Below are 14,418 nucleotides of genomic sequence, written 5' to 3'. Positions count from 1 at the left end.
ATCCTCCACCTGCCATTGCCGGGGGGGCCGGTTTTTGTTTAACACCCCCCCCCCCGCCCCCCCCCCGGCACCCCAACTCCCCCCCCGGCCCCCCCCCCCCGGGCCCCGGCCCCCCCCCGGGCGGGGCCACGGGTCTCCGTACTCCCGTACCTCGTACCCCAGGGGCCGTCCGTGACCATCGAGCACAGCTACCGCCAGCCCGGAACGGTCATCACCGACCACCGGTTCACCGTCCCGCTGGACCACGCGCGCCCGGACGGCGAGCACATCGAGCTGTACGCCCGCGAGATCGTCGCCGCCGGCAAGGACCCGCGGACCCTGCCGTGGCTGCTCTACCTGGAGGGCGGACCCGGCTTCGGGGCCCGGCGGCTCATCGGCCGCCAGGCGTGGCTGGAGCGCGCCCTGGCCGACTACCGCGTCCTCCTGCTCGACCAGCGCGGAACCGGGCGCTCCACCCCGGTGAACCGGCAGACCCTGCCCCTGCGCGGCGGCCCCGCGCAACAGGCCGAGTACCTCGCCCACTTCCGCGCCGACTCCATCGTGCGCGACGCCGAGGCCATCCGCCCCGCCCTGACCGGCGGCGCCCCGTGGACCGTGCTCGGCCAGAGCTTCGGCGGGTTCTGCGCCGTCCGCTACCTCTCCACCGCCCCCGAGGGCCTCAGCGCCGTCCTGATCACCGGCGGCCTCCCGTCCCTGACCGCCACCGCCGACGAGGCGTACGAGGCCGCGTACCCCCGCATCGAGCGCAAGAACCTGGCCCACTACCGCCGCTACCCGATGGACGTGGAGCGCGTCCGCCGGATCGCGGCCCACCTCGCCGAGCGTCCCGCCGAACTGCCCGGCGGCTACCGCCTCACCGTCGAGGCCTTCCAGTCCCTCGGCCTGATCCTCGGCTCCGGCGACGGCAGCCACCAGCTGCACTACCTGCTGGAGGACGCCTTCGTCCGCACCCCCGCCGGCCCCGCGCTGTCCGACGCCTTCCTCGAGGGCGCCCACGCCCTGCTCTCCTTCGCAGGGCACCCCCTCTACGCCCTGGTCCACGAGGCGTGCTACGCCCAGGACCCGGCCGCGCCCACCGCCTGGGCCGCCGAGCGGGTGCGCGCCCGGCACCCCCGCTTCGACGCCGCCAAGGCCCTCGCGGGCGACGAGCCCGTCCTCTTCACCGGCGAGACCATCCACCCCTGGCACTTCACCGTGGACCCCGCGCTCGCCCCGCTGCGCGAGACCGCCGAGCTGCTGGCCGCCCGTACCGGCTGGGAGCCCCTCTACGACCCGGCCCGGCTCGCCGCCAACGAGGTGCCGGTGGCCGCCGTCGTCTACCACGACGACATGTATGTGGACACCGCGGACTCCCTGCGGACCGCCCGCGCCGTACGGGGCCTGCGGACCTGGGTGACGGACGAGTACGAGCACGACGGCGTCCGCGTGGGCGGCCCGCGCGTCCTGGACCGGCTGCTCGCGCTCGTACGCGGCGAGGCCTGACCGGGCCGCGCCGGGGCCCGCCCGGCACCGGTCGCCGTCTATCGTGCGACCCATGACCGAACAGCGTGATGAGCCCGAGCCCTTGCAGCCCATGCCCGCCGACTGGCAGCGCGCCCTCGCCGTCGTCGCCCACCCGGACGACCTGGAGTACGGCTGCGCGGCCGCGGTCGCGGACTGGACCGACGGCGGCCGCGAGGTCGTCTACCTGCTCGCCACCCGCGGCGAGGCCGGCATCGACACCCTCGCCCCCGCCGACTGCGCCCCGCTGCGCGAGGCGGAGCAGAGGGCGAGCGCGGCCGTCGTCGGGGTGTCCCAGGTCGAGTTCCTCGACTACCGCGACGGCGTCGTCGAGTACGGCCTCGGCCTGCGGCGGGACATCGCCGCGGCCATCCGCCGCCACCGCCCGGAGCTGGTGATCACGCTCAACCACCGGGACACGTGGGGCGGCGCGCAGGGCGGCGGCTACTGGAACACCCCCGACCACAAGGCCGTCGGCCGGGCCGTGCTGGACGCGGCCGGTGACGCCGGAAACCGGTGGATCTTCCCCGAACTCCTCACCGAGCAGGGCCTGGAGCCGTGGAACGGGGTGCGCTGGGTCGCGGTGGCCGGCTCCAGCGCCCCGACGCACGCGGCCGACGCCGGCCCCGGCCTGGAGCGGTCGATCGCCTCGCTGCTGGAGCACAAGGCGTACATCGAGGTGCTCACCGACCAGGACCCGGCGGAGTACGTCCGCACCTTCCTCACCGGCAACGCCCAGCAGGCGGCGGCCCGGTTCGGCGGCCGCCCGGCGGTCCCGTTCGAGGTCTTCCCCCGCTGACCGGACCGCCCTTAAACTGACGATCCGTCAGATTCTTACGGGGGTGCGGCAGAGGTGATCGACACCGTCAGCACGGAGATCGCGGAAGGGGAGGAGCGGATCCGGCTGGAGGTCGCGGACGACGGCCTCGCGGTCCTCACCCTGTGCCGCCCCGGCAAGCTCAACGGCTGGAGCTGGGAGTCCACCCGCCAGCTGGGGCTGCTGGCGGACCGGATCCGCTTCGACCCCTCGGTCCGCGCGGTCCTGCTGCGGGCCGAGGGCCGGGCCTTCTGCGCGGGCATCGACGTGACCGCTCCGGGCGGCGCGATCACCGGCGGATCGGCCGCCGAGCGGACCCGCAACTACTACGAGGGCCTGCGCTGGGTCCACGAGCGCTTCGCGGTCCTCGCCCGCCTCCCGCAGCCGGTGGTGGCCGCCGTCCAGGGCTACTGCCTCGGCTTCGGCTTCGAACTGGCCCTGATGGCCGACATCCGGGTGGCGGCCGAGGACGCCGTCTTCGCCCTCCCGGAGGCGCAGCTCGGCGTGGCGGTGGACGCGGGCGGCGACCTGCGGATCGCCCGCGAGGCGGGCGCCGGCTGGGCCAAGTACCTGGCCCTGACGGGCCGCCGCATCGACGCGGCGACCGCGCACCGCCTGAACCTGGTCCAGCTCGTCGTGCCCGGGGCGGAGCTGGACGGCGCGGCCCGCGGCCTGGCGGCGGAGATCGCCGCGAACGCCCCCCTCGCGGTGCAGGGCATCAAGCGCGCGGTCGACGCCTACGCCGACGCCGCCCTGCCCGCGGCCCTCGACCGCGCCGCCATGACGGCCGCCCTCACCCTCACCTCGGACGACTGCCGCGAGGGCTACGGAGCCAAGGCCGCCCGCCGGCCCCCGCACTTCACGGGAGGCTAGATCCGAAAGAGACGGCCTAGGCGGGCGTTCGTCCCGGCCCGCCGCCGAAGGGGCCGCGCCCCAGCTGCTCGCGCACCGGTACGACCTCCGGGTTGACCAGCGCCCGGCGCTGCCAATTGGCGCCGTCGACCACCAGGGTGTGGCCGGTGACGAACCGGGCGTACGGCGAGGCCAGGAAGGTCGCGGCCCAGCCCAGTTCCCGGGGCTCGCCCACCCGCAGCGCGGGCTGCCGCCCGTCCTTGGCGTCGGGCGCGGCCCGGTCCAGGCCGCCCCGGATGTCCCCGGTCATGTCGGCGTGCGGGAACAGCCCGGGCACCAGGCCGTTGATCTGGATGCCGTACGGTCCCCACTCGACGGCGAGGGTCTCCACCAGGTTCTTCACCCCCGCCTTGGCGGCCGCGCTGTGCGCGAAGCCCGGCCCGCCCGTCCAGGCGTACGAGGCGCCGATGTTCACGATCGACCCCGGGGTGCGTACGGCGAGGTGGCGGCGGCCGAACTCGCGCGTCATGAACCAGGTGCCGGTCAGGGTGATGTCGACGACCGCCCGCCAGGCGTTCGGCGACAGGTCCTCGGCGGGGGAGGGGAAGTTGGCGGCCGCGTTGTTCACCAGGACGTCCGGCAGCCCGAAGGCGGCCTCGGCCGCGTCGAAGACGTCCGCGACCCGCTCGGGGTCCCGTATGTCGCACACGGCGGCCGTCACCCGGCCCGCGCCGGGTACGGCCGCCAGCTCCTCCCGAGCCGCCGCCAGCTGCTCGGCCCGGCGGCTCGCGATCACCAGATCCGCGCCGAGCCGCGCGAACTCGGCGGCGATCGCCTTGCCCAGCCCGGTGCCGCCGCCGGTCACGAGGACCACCTGCCCCGCGTACGTACCGGGGGGCAGGGCGGCGGCGCCGAGCGGCGGGGGCGCGGGCAGGCCGCGCCGGGTGTCGTCCGTCATGGGGCATCGATAGCGCGCGGGCGCCGAGATCACCAGGCCCCGGACGGGATCAGCCCTGCGGGGTGTACGCCTGCCGGCTCGCGCAGGTCCAGATCACGGCGCCCGACCCGACGCCGTTCCAGCCCCAGTAGGTGCCGCCCACCCGGTCGTCGTCCGAGACCGCGAAGGCCTCGCTGCGCGCGTCCGGCGTGGCGCCCGCGGGGTGGGGGAGCGCCTTCGCCGCACCGGTGCCCGGCCAGTAGGCGGCCCGGATGTGGTTGGCGTAGCCCTCGACGAAGGTCACGGCCGAGCCGACCACGGCGTTCGTGTTCGGGCTGATGGCGTCGAGGGTCAGGTGCTGGTATCCGGGGACCGTGCCGGGGCCGGTCGGCAGGGCGTCGTACGGACGCTTCCAGACGGCCGGCTTGCGCTCCTGCCAGTCCCGGTAGCTCAGCTTCTCGTAGCCGACGACCCGGCCCTTGTTGTCGATGCCGGTCGGGTGGGTGCCGACGGTCCAGTCGCCCTCGGTCCACACCGGGAGGCTCGCGGTCGGATAGCCGCCGGCGGGCCAGACCACGGGGAAGGTCGTGCTGACGATCTGGTCGTTGTCCTGGTCCCAGTAGTTCGTGTACGCGGTGCCCAGGATGTCGCCGCGCTTGTTGATGCCGTTCACCGAGCTGATGACGGTGCTCGGGTGCGCGTCGGCGGGGACGGGCAGCTCGCGCGCCACCGTCCCGTTCACCCACTCCTTGGCGACGCCGTCGTCCAGGGCGACGACGTGCCCGGCGTCGTTGACCTCGGCCCCGCCGGACCGCGTGGAGGTGGCGGTGATCAGCCGGACCGACGAGGCGCCGAGCTGGTAGGTGAAGGAGGCTCCGGGGCTGCCCTGCGCGGTGCTCCGGACGGTGCCCACCATCAGGCCCTTGCCGTTCACGGCCGAGACCGTGCCCTCCTGGAAGCCCTCCGGCAGCGGCACCGCGTGGACCTGGCCGTCCGCGGTCCAGTACGCGGGCAGCCCGGCACTGGAGCCCACCGCCAGCCCGCCCGGGCCGAAGGCGCGGACCGAGCCCGCGGGCCCGCCCGTCAGCGAGGGCAGGACGGTGATGCCGGGCGTGCACCCCGGCGCGGCGGCCGCGGCCGGTCCGGCGGCGGTCAGCAGGCCCGCTATGACGGCTGCGGCCACGGCCGCGGACGCGGTACCTCTGGTACGGCTTCGGTTCATGGAACGGTCCCCCCGATGATCGTGTCATATGCCGTATGGCGACTGCCCGTTGATGCTAATCGGACGACCCCGGCGCGGTCGCCCGCTTTCCGCGCGTGTCCTCGGCGGGTTCCGTGGTGCCCCGTGGTTCCCAGAAGGGCAAGCGACCGCTTAGTATGCCCGCGGAGCGTGGTTCCTCGACGGCGGCTGGAGGCCCCGGATGCAGGCATGGCGAGTACACACCCTGGGAGAGCCCCGAGAGGCCATGCGCCTTGAGGAGATCCCCGAACCGGTCCCCGGTGAGGGCGAGGTGAGGCTCAGGGTACTCGCGGCGAACCTCAACTTCCCCGACGCGCTCCTCGTACGCGGCCAGTACCAGATCCGCCCGCCGCTGCCCTTCACCCCCGGCGTCGAGATCTGCGGCCTGACCGACGACGGCCGCCGCGTCATCGCCAACCCCAGCCTGCCCCACGGCGGCTTCGCCGAGTACGTGGTCGCACCCGAACGGGCGCTGCTCCCGGCGCCCGAGAGCCTCGACGACGCCCAGGCCGCCGCCCTGCACATCGGCTACCAGACCGGCTGGTTCGGCCTGCACCGCCGGGCCCGCCTCCAGCCGGGCGAGACCCTGCTGGTCCACGCCGCGGCCGGCGGGGTCGGCAGCGCCGCCGTCCAGCTCGGCAAGGCCGCCGGGGCCACCGTCATCGGGGTCGCCGGCGGCAAGGCCAAGGCGCGCACCGCCGAGGAACTCGGCTGCGACCTCGTGATCGACCGCCGCTCCGAGGACGTGGTCGCCCGGGTGAAGGAGTTCACCGGCGGACGCGGGGCCGATGTCGTCTACGACCCCGTCGGCGGCGACTCCTACACCGCCTCCGCCAAGTGCGTGGCCTTCGAGGGCCGGATCGTCATCGTCGGCTTCGCCAGCGGCACCGTCCCCGCACCCGCCCTCAACCACGCGCTCATCAAGAACTACTCGATCCTCGGCCTGCACTGGGGGCTGTACGCCACCAAGGACCCGGCCTCGATCGCCGCCTGCCACGCCGAACTCACCCGCCTCGCCGCCGAAGGCGCCGTCAGGCCCCTGGTCAGCGAGACCATCGCGCTGCCCGCCGTCGCCGACGCCGTGCAGCGCCTCGCCGACGGCTCGACCACCGGCCGGTTGGTCCTGGCCATGCCCCGGGGCCGGGGTGCCTCCCGATGACCGCCGCCACCGCCGAGCACCTGCTCGCACGCGTACGGGACCTGCTCGCCGCCCACCCGCCCGCCGCCACCTCCCGTACGGACTTCCTGCGCGCCCGCTTCGACGCCGGACTGGCCTGGGTCCACTACCCCGAGGGCCTCGGCGGCCTCGGCGCGCCGCGCTCCCTCCAGGCGGTCGTCGACGCCGAACTGGAGGCCGCCGGAGCCCCCGACAACGACCCGCGCCGGATCGGCATCGGCCTCGGCATGGCCGCGCCCACGATCCTCGCGTACGGCACCGAGGAGCAGAAGCGGCGCTTCCTGCGACCCCTGTGGATCGGCGAGGAGGTCTGGTGCCAGCTCTTCAGCGAGCCCGGCGCGGGCTCCGACCTCGCGGCGCTCGGCACCCGCGCCGTCCTCGACGAACAGTCCGCCGAGTGGGTCGTCGACGGCCAGAAGGTGTGGACCTCCAGCGCCCACACCGCCCGCTGGGCCATCCTGATCGCCCGCACCGACCCGGCGCAGCCCAAGCACCGGGGCATCACCTACTTCCTGTGCGACATGCACGACCCCGGCGTCGAGGTCCGGCCGCTGCGCCAGATCACCGGCGAGGCCGAGTTCAACGAGGTCTTCCTCACCGGCGTGCGCATCCCCGACGCCCACCGGCTCGGCGCCGTCGGCGACGGCTGGGCGGTGGCCCGCACCACCCTGATGAACGAGCGCGTCTCCATCGGCGGCATGCGCATCCCGCGCGAGGGCGGCATGATCGCACCGGTCGCCGCCACCTGGCGCGAACGCCCGGCCCTGCGCACGCACGCCCTCCACCAGCGGCTGCTGGAGCTGTGGGTGGAGGCCGAGGTCGCCCGCCTCACCGGTGAACGGCTGCGCCAGCAGCTCGCCGTCGGCCAGCCCGGCCCCGAAGGGTCCGGCATGAAGCTCACCTTCGCCCGCCTCAACCAGGAGATCAGCGCCCTGGAGGTCGAACTCCTCGCGGAGGAGGGCCTGTCCTACGAGGACTGGACCCTGCGCCGTCCCGAACTGGTCGACTTCACCGGCCGCGACGCCGGCTACCGCTACCTGCGCGCCAAGGGCAACAGCATCGAGGGCGGCACCAGCGAAGTCCTCCTCAACATCGTCGCCGAACGCGTACTGGGCCTGCCGTCCGAGCCGCGCGACGACAAGGACCTCGCCTGGAAGGACCTCGCCCGATGACGACACCGAGGACGCCGACGACACCGACGACCCCGACGACCCCTGCGGCCCCGCCGGCCCCGGTGGACCTGCTCTACTCCGAGGCCGAGGAGGAACTGCGCACCGCAGTACGGTCCCTCCTGGAGGCCCGCTGCACACCGGCGGGCGTCCTCGCCCGGATCGAGACCGACCGGCCCCACGACCCCGCGCTGTGGCGCCCCCTCGCCGCCGGGATCGGCGCGGCCGGGCTGCTCGTACCGGAGAAGCTCGGCGGCCAGGGCGCGAGCCACCGCGAGGCGGCCGTGGTCCTGGAGGAGCTGGGCCGGGCCGTGGCGCCCGCCCCCTACCTGACGAGCGCGGTGCTGGCCACCGAGATCCTGCTCGGCTGCGATACCGAGGACGCCGCCCCGCTGCTGCGCGAGCTGGCCTCCGGCCGGCAGGTGTGCGTACCGGCCGTGCCGCTGACCCTCGCCCCCGGCGCCCCGCTGCCGTCCGCCGTCCACGACTCCGGCGGCGGGACCCTGACCGGCACGGTCACCTCCGTCGCGGACGCGGTGGCCGCCGACGTGCTGCTGGTGCTCGCCGACACCGGCCTGTACGCCGTCCCCGCCGCCTCGGCCGGGATCACCGCGCAGGTCCCGCTCGACCTGACCCGCCCGCTGGCCACCGTCACCCTCGACGCCGCACCCGGCACCCGGCTCGCCGACCCGGCCACCGCCCGGGCGGCCGTCGCCGGAGCCCTGCTCTCCGGGGCCGGGCTGCTCGCCTCCGAACAGCTGGGGATCGCCGAGTGGTGCCTGACGGAGACCACCGGCTACCTGCGGGTCCGCCACCAGTTCAACCGGCCCGTCGGCTCCTTCCAGGCCCTCAAGCACCGGCTGGCACGGCTCTGGCTCGACGTGGCCTCGGCCAGGGCAGCGGCCAGGGCCGCGGCCGACGCCCTGGCCACCCAGTCGCCCGACGCACCGCTCACGGTCGCCGTCGCCCAGGCCTACTGCTCGGGCGTGGCCGTCCGGGCCGCCGAGGAGTGCGTCCAGCTGCACGGCGGCATCGGCATGACCTGGGAACACCCCGCCCACCTCTACCTGAAGCGGGCCAAGGCCGACTCCCTGGCCCTCGGCACGGCGGGCCACCACCGCGGCCTGGTCGCCGACTTCGCCGAACTCCCCGCGCCGTAGCGCCCGCGCCCGCCGGAGCCCGTGCCCGTGCCCGCGAACGCGAACGCGAAGGCATGCGGGCACGGGCTCCGGCCTGGCCGAACGGCCGATGCGGGGGAGGGACAGGGTGGGGCACCCTCGACGGGTTGTCCCCGAACACCCGCCCGCCCCGTGAAGGAGGCGCCATGCTGCACGCCCTCTACCTCCTCGGCATCGCCGCCTTCGCCGCCTCCGGCGTCCTGGCCGCGCACCGCGCCAACATGGACCCGTTCGGCGGGCTCGTGCTCGCCTTCGCCGCCGGCATCTCCGGCGGCACCCTGCGCGACCTGATCCTCGACCGGCACCCCCTCTACTGGACGCACGACTGGGTGCTGCTCGTGCTCATCGCCTCCGTCGGGGTGGCGACCATGCTCTACCTGCGCCGCTGGGAGCTCCCGCACCGCGCCCTCGTCGTGGTCGACGCCGTCGGCCTCGCCGTGGTCACCGTGATCGGCGCCCGCGCCGCCATCGACGCCCACGTCACGCCCGTCGCCGTCCTCATCCTCGCCGTACTGACCGGCGTCACCGGCGAGGTCGTCCGCGACGTCCTGTGCGGGGAGTTCCCGCCCCTGCTGCTGCGCGAGGAGGTGTACGCGACGGCCGCGCTGGCCGGCGCCGCCGCCTACCTCGGCCTGCACTGGGCCGGCGTCGCGGACACACCGAACATCGCCGTCTCCGCCGGACTGGTCTTCGCCCTGCGGATGGCCGCCGTCTTCCGCGACCTGCACCTGCCCCGGCTCCAGCGCACGACCGCCTGATCCCGGTCCGCCTACACCCCCAGGGGTGACCTCGCCCGCCGCGCCGCGTTAGACCCGTAGCCGCCGGCCACCGAGCGAGGGAGACCGAATGCCCGCAGCACCCGCCGCACTTCCCACCCGCCGCGCCCTGCTCCGTACGGCCTTCACCGCGGCCGTGCTCGCCGGGACCGCCGCGGCGCTGGCTCCCGTACTGCGGGCCCGCCGCCCCCGGCAGACCCTCACCCCCGCCCCGCTCGCGGAGGAGACGTACCGGGGCCGGCACATCGCCGTGGACCGGGCCGGGATCCGCATCGACGGGCGCCCGCTGCACGTCATGCGCCGGGCCGACGGCAGCTACCTGAGCGAGGTCAACCACTTCCAGTCCTTCGGGACCCCGCTGGAACTGGCCCGCGCGGCCGTCGACGAGCTCGGCACCGCCCAGCTCGTGTCGGCGTCCGCCCCGCACCACGGCTGACGGGAGGAGCCCCGCCTTGTACACGCGGCAGAACCAGAAGAACCTGACCAGCGCCCAGAAGAAGCGCTTCACGGCGGCCGTGCTGGAACTCAAGCGCAACGGCGTCTACGACGCCTTCGTGCGCACCCACGGCAAGTACTTCGTGCCCGACCGCGACCGCAAGCTGCGCGTCGGGCACATGTCCCCGTCCTTCTTCCCCTGGCACCGGTACTACCTGCTGGAGTTCGAGAAGCAGCTGCGGACCGTGGACCCGGGCGTCTCCCTCCCGTACTGGGACTGGACCACCGACACCAGCCCCGTCTCCTCCCTGTGGGCCGACGACTTCCTGGGCGGCACCGGCCGGGCGGCGGACCGGCAGGTGTTGACCGGGCCCTTCGCCTACGACAAGGGCAACTGGACGGTGACCGTGGGCGTCTCGGAGGCCCGCTTCCTCACCCGCAACCTCGGCCGTCCGCAGAACCCGATCGCCCTGCCCACCCCCGCCGAACTGCAGTGGGCCATCGACGACCCGGTCTACGACGTGTCCCCCTGGGACTCCACCGCCACCGCCGGCGGCTTCCGCAACAAGCTGGAGGGGTGGGCCGCCCCGAAGAGCGAGCGCTGGCGCAATCACAACAAGGTGCACCAGTGGATCGGCGGGCACATGACGGGCGGCACCGCGCCCAACGACCCGGCGTTCTGGCTGCACCACGCCTTCGTGGACCTGATCTGGGACCGCTGGCAGCAGAAGCACCCGGGCTCCGGCTATCTGCCCGCCGCACCGCTCGCGCTCGGCGACCTCCAGCGCGGCCGGGTGATCGCCCTCGACGAGCCGATGCCGCCGTGGGACGTCACCCCGCGCCAGATGCTCGGACACCAGGGCCTCTACCGCTACGAATGACCCGCTACGCATGACCCGGGCGCACCGGCCGCTCAGGCCACTGCACCCCATGGCACAGACAGCACACACAGCACACACGGGAAGGGCCCCCGCCGCGCGGCAGGGGCCCTTCCTTCGGTCAGTCGATCAGCCGGTCAGGCGATCAGTGGCCGTAGCCGCCCTCGGTGTGGTGGTCGCCGCCGCCGCCCGAGGCGTTGACGCAGGTGTTGCCGAACGCCGGGTTCAGCAGGGCGATCACGTTGACGGTGTTGCCGCAGACGTTGACCGGGACGTGCACCGGAACCTGGACAAGGTTGCCCGACAGGACACCGGGGGAGCCGACCGCCGCACCGTGCGCTCCGGCATCGGCGACGGCCAGACCCGCTCCGGCGGCCACGGCGCTACCGGCGACAGCGGTGACGGCGAATGCCTTCGCGATACGCGACATCAAGATCTCCTCATGAGAAACGGGGCACCGCAGGGTGTGCGGCGTTTGACATGGCATACAACGCGGGGAGGCGCGGGGGGTCACGGCCGCTGGGCCTACTTGGTGAGGTCTCCGACACGGCTTGTCACCCATGGGGTGGCTGTGCGACGGTGCGCGCACCGCGCGCGTGCGCGGAGCGGACCGGGAGGACCAGATGAGCGCAGCGGGCGGTGCCACCGGCGGCCGGCCCCGGGTCGCGACCGCGTACGGAGCGGTCGAGGGCCGCACGGGGCCGGACGGGACCGCGGTCTTCCGCGGCATCCCGTACGCCGCCCCGCCCGTCGGCCCCCTGCGCTTCGCCGCGCCCGCGCCCCCGGAGCCCTGGGACGGCGTGCGCGACGCCGGGGCCTACGGGCCGACCGCGCCGAAGGTGCCCTACCCGCCGAAGTTCGCCGCACTGCTCGCCGACCCGGAGATCCCCGGCGAGGACTGCCTGAGCGTCAACGTGTGGACCCCCGACCCGGCGCCCGCCGCCCGGCTGCCCGTCATGGTGTGGATCCACGGCGGGGCGCTCACCCGCGGCTCCTCGGCCGTCCCCGTCTACGACGGCTCCGCCTTCGCCCGCGACGGGGTCGTGCTCGTCTCCCTCAACTACCGCCTCGGCGTCCTCGGCTACGGACTCTTCCCCGACGCCCCCGCCAACCGGGGCCTGCTGGACCAGATCGCCGCCCTGGAGTGGGTCCGGGACAACATCGCGGCCTTCGGCGGCGACCCCGCCCGCGTCACCGTCTTCGGCGAGTCCGCCGGGGCCATCAGCATCGGCGCCCTGCTGGCCGCGCCCAGGGCCGCCGGGCTCTTCGCGCAGGCGGCCCTGGAGAGCGGCGCCCCCGAGGCGCTGCACCGCGACCGGGTCCGCGCCATGGTCCGGCGGATGGCCTCGCTGCTGAAGACGGACGCCACCGCGGCGGCCTTCGGCGCCACCGCCCTCCCCACCCTGCTGGCCGCACAGGCCGCCGTACTGCGCCGGTCGAGCCCTCTGGCCGGGGGTGCCGCCTTCGGCCTGGTGACCGACCCGGACACGCTGCCCGGAGACCCGCTGGAGGCGGCCCGGGCCGGCGGCGTACCGCTGCTGCTGGGCTGGACCGCCGAGGAGTACCGGCTCTGGCTGGCCCCGACGGGCACGATGCGGCTGCTGGACCGGCTGGGCCCGCTCGCCGTGGCGCTGGCCCGCCGGCGCAGCGGCAAGGACCGGGCCGCCGTACGGGCGCTGCGCGCAGCCCGGCCCGGGGCCGGGCCCGCCGACCTCGCGGGACAGCTGCTCACCGACCACCTGCTGCGCGACCCGCTGCGGAGGCTCGCCGGTGCGCGGAGGGCGGCGCCGAGCTTCCTGTACGAGTTCGCGTGGCGCTCGGGCGTCCCGGGGCTCGGCGCCTGCCACGCCCTGGAGCTGGGATTCGTATTCGACACACTGGACGTGCCCGAGGCGGCCTGGCTGGCCGGGCCGGACGCTCCCCAGGCGCTGGCCGACGAGATGCACGCGGCCTGGGTGCGCTTCGCGGTGACCGGCGATCCGGGCTGGGCGCCCTGGAACGGCTCCGGCCCGCCGAAGGTGTTCGGCGGGCCGGAGGCGAAGGACGCGGGGGAGGGCGCGGTGAAGGCGGCGCAGGAGGCGCCGGACCTTACTCGACGGGCCCTTCCATGACCTTGCTGATGTACTGGATCGGCCCCTCGCCCATGTTCGGGACGTAGGTCTTGGCGTTGTGCTGGCCGCCCTTGATGATTCTCAGCTCGGTGTGCACGGGACCCTTGTTGCCGAAGGTCGCGATGAACTTCTGCACGTCGGGCAGGGTCTTCTTGTTGTTCTCGCTGTCGCCGACCTGGAAGGCCAGATAGACGTCCGGACCCTTGCGGTCGATGAGCTGCTTCGCCAGCACCTCCGGGTTGTTCTCGGCCTTCTCCTTGTCGTGGCCCTTCCACAGCGAGGAGTCCGGGACGATGTCCGGGCCCGAGGCGATCACGGCCTTGAACTTGTCCGGGTGCTTCAGCACGGCCTTCAGACCCGCGAAGCCGCCGGTGGAGGAGCCCATGAAGGCCCAGCCGTCACGGGACTTCACGGTCCGGAAGTTCGCCTTCATCAGGTCCGGCACGTCCTCGGTCAGCCACGTGCCCATCTTGGGCTGGTCGGGGATGTCGGAGCCGTCCCAGTAGATGCCCTTGTCGTCCGGGCCCGGGTTGAGCACCGGCATGGCCAGGATGAAGGGCTTGCTCTTCCCCTCGGCGTACCACTTGGCGATGCTGGTCTGGAGACCGAGGTCGGTGCCCATCCAGTAGTTGCTGGGGTAGCCGGCGCCGCCCGGCAGGGCGATCATGACGGGGAAGCCGCTCTTGGCGAACTTCGGGTCGTTGTACTCCTTGGGCGCCCAGACCCACACCTTGCCCTTGAAGCCGGACTTCTTGCCGTCCAGCGTGGTGACGGCCACGTGCGTCCCGTCGGGCAGGGTCATCGAGTTCTTGAACTCGGCCTGCGGCCCGGTGGGCATCAGCATCTTGGAGTTCGCCGCCTGCGGGGCCGGGTTCTTGCCGCTGTCGCCGCCGGGAGTCCCGAAGGAGACGGCCGAGCCCTTGTCGGTGAACGGGGGTATCTCGTAGTGGTTCATCACGCCGGCCGCGATGCCCGCGAGCGCGAGGACGGAGACGCCCGCGATCACCCAGCGCCGCACCCCGGACCTGCGCCGGGGAGCCGGCTCGGGCTCCTGCCCGTAGGGCTCGTACGGCTGCTGCCCGTAGGGAGGCTCCTGCCGGTACTGCTCCTGGCCGTACTGGTCCTGCCCGTACGGCTGCTGTCCGTACTGGTCGCCGTAGGGCTGCTGCGGGTTCTGCCCCTCCGGCCGGTACGGCGGTCGGTGCTGCTGCCCTTCGGGTGGGTACGACATGTGCGGTGGCTCTCCGGCTGGTGCTGCCCCGAGGGGGCGGTGGTCTGGCGGGCTTGATCCTTCTGTTCGAAGGATGAACGAAAGCATCCCAGGGTTCCGCATTTTTCCCTTTCTTGG

General features: G+C 74.1%; 14 protein-coding genes. 10 read left to right on the top strand and 4 right to left on the bottom strand.

From position 1 onward, the window contains the following. Positions 1 to 177 precede the first annotated feature (177 nt). Genes ACFWP3_RS09085 through ACFWP3_RS09075 form a run of 3 tightly spaced genes read left to right on the top strand, consistent with a single transcriptional unit; the run spans position 178 to position 3,190 of the window. Positions 178 to 1,482 (top strand): alpha/beta fold hydrolase, encoded by a 1,305-nt coding sequence (locus ACFWP3_RS09085; protein ID WP_384217873.1) that lies wholly within the window; start codon positions 178 to 180, stop codon positions 1,480 to 1,482. A 52-nt stretch (positions 1,483 to 1,534) separates the two neighbouring features. Then, positions 1,535 to 2,299, top strand: coding sequence for a PIG-L deacetylase family protein (locus ACFWP3_RS09080; RefSeq protein ID WP_384217864.1), 765 nt, complete (start codon positions 1,535 to 1,537; stop codon positions 2,297 to 2,299). 54 nt (positions 2,300 to 2,353) lie between these two features. Next, complete coding sequence (locus ACFWP3_RS09075; RefSeq protein ID WP_384217862.1) at positions 2,354 to 3,190, top strand: enoyl-CoA hydratase/isomerase family protein; 837 nt, start codon at positions 2,354 to 2,356, stop codon at positions 3,188 to 3,190. A 16-nt stretch (positions 3,191 to 3,206) separates the two neighbouring features. Here ACFWP3_RS09075 and ACFWP3_RS09070 read toward each other — a convergent pair whose 3' ends face one another. Together ACFWP3_RS09070 and ACFWP3_RS09065 are read right to left on the bottom strand one after the other, a co-directional pair. After that, the gene (locus ACFWP3_RS09070) at positions 3,207 to 4,127 is read right to left on the bottom strand and encodes an SDR family oxidoreductase (protein WP_384217861.1); all 921 of its coding nucleotides are present in this window, start codon (positions 4,125 to 4,127) and stop codon (positions 3,207 to 3,209) included. Between the two features lie 49 nt (positions 4,128 to 4,176). Then, positions 4,177 to 5,328 (bottom strand): hypothetical protein, encoded by a 1,152-nt coding sequence (locus ACFWP3_RS09065; protein ID WP_384217858.1) that lies wholly within the window; start codon positions 5,326 to 5,328, stop codon positions 4,177 to 4,179. 199 nt (positions 5,329 to 5,527) lie between these two features. On the opposite strand from ACFWP3_RS09065, the gene ACFWP3_RS09060 reads away from it, so the two are divergent. The 6 genes from ACFWP3_RS09060 (at position 5,528) to ACFWP3_RS09035 (ending at position 10,962) form a co-directional block, all read left to right on the top strand. After that, positions 5,528 to 6,505 (top strand): NADPH:quinone oxidoreductase family protein, encoded by a 978-nt coding sequence (locus ACFWP3_RS09060; RefSeq protein ID WP_384217856.1) that lies wholly within the window; start codon positions 5,528 to 5,530, stop codon positions 6,503 to 6,505. Then, positions 6,502 to 7,695: an acyl-CoA dehydrogenase family protein gene (locus ACFWP3_RS09055; RefSeq protein WP_384217853.1), complete on the top strand. Its 1,194-nt coding sequence runs from the start codon at positions 6,502 to 6,504 to the stop codon at positions 7,693 to 7,695. The genes ACFWP3_RS09060 and ACFWP3_RS09055 overlap by 4 nt, the downstream gene beginning before the upstream one ends. Continuing rightward, on the top strand, positions 7,692 to 8,852 hold the full coding sequence (locus ACFWP3_RS09050; protein ID WP_384217851.1) for an acyl-CoA dehydrogenase family protein: 1,161 nt from the start codon (positions 7,692 to 7,694) through the stop codon (positions 8,850 to 8,852). The genes ACFWP3_RS09055 and ACFWP3_RS09050 overlap by 4 nt, the downstream gene beginning before the upstream one ends. A 164-nt stretch (positions 8,853 to 9,016) precedes the next feature. Then, positions 9,017 to 9,628 (top strand): trimeric intracellular cation channel family protein, encoded by a 612-nt coding sequence (locus ACFWP3_RS09045; RefSeq protein WP_384217849.1) that lies wholly within the window; start codon positions 9,017 to 9,019, stop codon positions 9,626 to 9,628. 88 nt (positions 9,629 to 9,716) lie between these two features. Continuing rightward, a complete protein-coding gene (locus ACFWP3_RS09040) occupies positions 9,717 to 10,082 on the top strand; it encodes a tyrosinase family oxidase copper chaperone (RefSeq protein ID WP_384217846.1) in 366 nt (121 codons plus the stop codon). A gap of 16 nt (positions 10,083 to 10,098) precedes the next feature. Further along, positions 10,099 to 10,962, top strand: a complete 864-nt coding sequence (locus ACFWP3_RS09035; RefSeq protein WP_384217845.1) for a tyrosinase family protein — start codon at positions 10,099 to 10,101, stop codon at positions 10,960 to 10,962. Between the two features lie 142 nt (positions 10,963 to 11,104). Here ACFWP3_RS09035 and ACFWP3_RS09030 read toward each other — a convergent pair whose 3' ends face one another. Then, positions 11,105 to 11,389, bottom strand: coding sequence for a chaplin (locus tag ACFWP3_RS09030; protein WP_362309091.1), 285 nt, complete (start codon positions 11,387 to 11,389; stop codon positions 11,105 to 11,107). Positions 11,390 to 11,582: 193 nt separating this feature from the next. Between ACFWP3_RS09030 and ACFWP3_RS09025 the strand changes: the two genes are divergently transcribed. Beyond that, positions 11,583 to 13,070 (top strand): carboxylesterase/lipase family protein, encoded by a 1,488-nt coding sequence (locus ACFWP3_RS09025; RefSeq protein ID WP_384217842.1) that lies wholly within the window; start codon positions 11,583 to 11,585, stop codon positions 13,068 to 13,070. Here the strand turns inward: ACFWP3_RS09025 and ACFWP3_RS09020 are convergent. Beyond that, the gene (locus ACFWP3_RS09020) at positions 13,048 to 14,301 is read right to left on the bottom strand and encodes an alpha/beta hydrolase-fold protein (protein ID WP_384217840.1); all 1,254 of its coding nucleotides are present in this window, start codon (positions 14,299 to 14,301) and stop codon (positions 13,048 to 13,050) included. The two genes, ACFWP3_RS09025 and ACFWP3_RS09020, sit on opposite strands and share 23 nt — an antisense overlap. Positions 14,302 to 14,418 lie beyond the last annotated feature (117 nt).

The organism is Streptomyces sp. NPDC058525 (assembly GCF_042719495.1).
Lineage (GTDB): Bacteria > Actinomycetota > Actinomycetes > Streptomycetales > Streptomycetaceae > Streptomyces.
The sequence above is the reverse complement of the archived record's forward strand: the minus strand, read 5'-3'. Positions and strand labels throughout refer to the sequence as shown.

Coding starts and splice junctions, on each gene's coding strand:
- ACFWP3_RS09040 (WP_384217846.1), top strand. CDS start 9,717: ATGCCCGCAGCACCCGCCGCACTTCCCACCCGCCGCGCCCTGCTCCGT.
- ACFWP3_RS09065 (WP_384217858.1), bottom strand. CDS start 5,328: ATGAACCGAAGCCGTACCAGAGGTACCGCGTCCGCGGCCGTGGCCGCA.
- ACFWP3_RS09055 (WP_384217853.1), top strand. CDS start 6,502: ATGACCGCCGCCACCGCCGAGCACCTGCTCGCACGCGTACGGGACCTG.
- ACFWP3_RS09080 (WP_384217864.1), top strand. CDS start 1,535: ATGACCGAACAGCGTGATGAGCCCGAGCCCTTGCAGCCCATGCCCGCC.
- ACFWP3_RS09030 (WP_362309091.1), bottom strand. CDS start 11,389: ATGTCGCGTATCGCGAAGGCATTCGCCGTCACCGCTGTCGCCGGTAGC.
- ACFWP3_RS09050 (WP_384217851.1), top strand. CDS start 7,692: ATGACGACACCGAGGACGCCGACGACACCGACGACCCCGACGACCCCT.
- ACFWP3_RS09045 (WP_384217849.1), top strand. CDS start 9,017: ATGCTGCACGCCCTCTACCTCCTCGGCATCGCCGCCTTCGCCGCCTCC.
- ACFWP3_RS09060 (WP_384217856.1), top strand. CDS start 5,528: ATGCAGGCATGGCGAGTACACACCCTGGGAGAGCCCCGAGAGGCCATG.
- ACFWP3_RS09020 (WP_384217840.1), bottom strand. CDS start 14,301: ATGTCGTACCCACCCGAAGGGCAGCAGCACCGACCGCCGTACCGGCCG.
- ACFWP3_RS09025 (WP_384217842.1), top strand. CDS start 11,583: ATGAGCGCAGCGGGCGGTGCCACCGGCGGCCGGCCCCGGGTCGCGACC.
- ACFWP3_RS09070 (WP_384217861.1), bottom strand. CDS start 4,127: ATGACGGACGACACCCGGCGCGGCCTGCCCGCGCCCCCGCCGCTCGGC.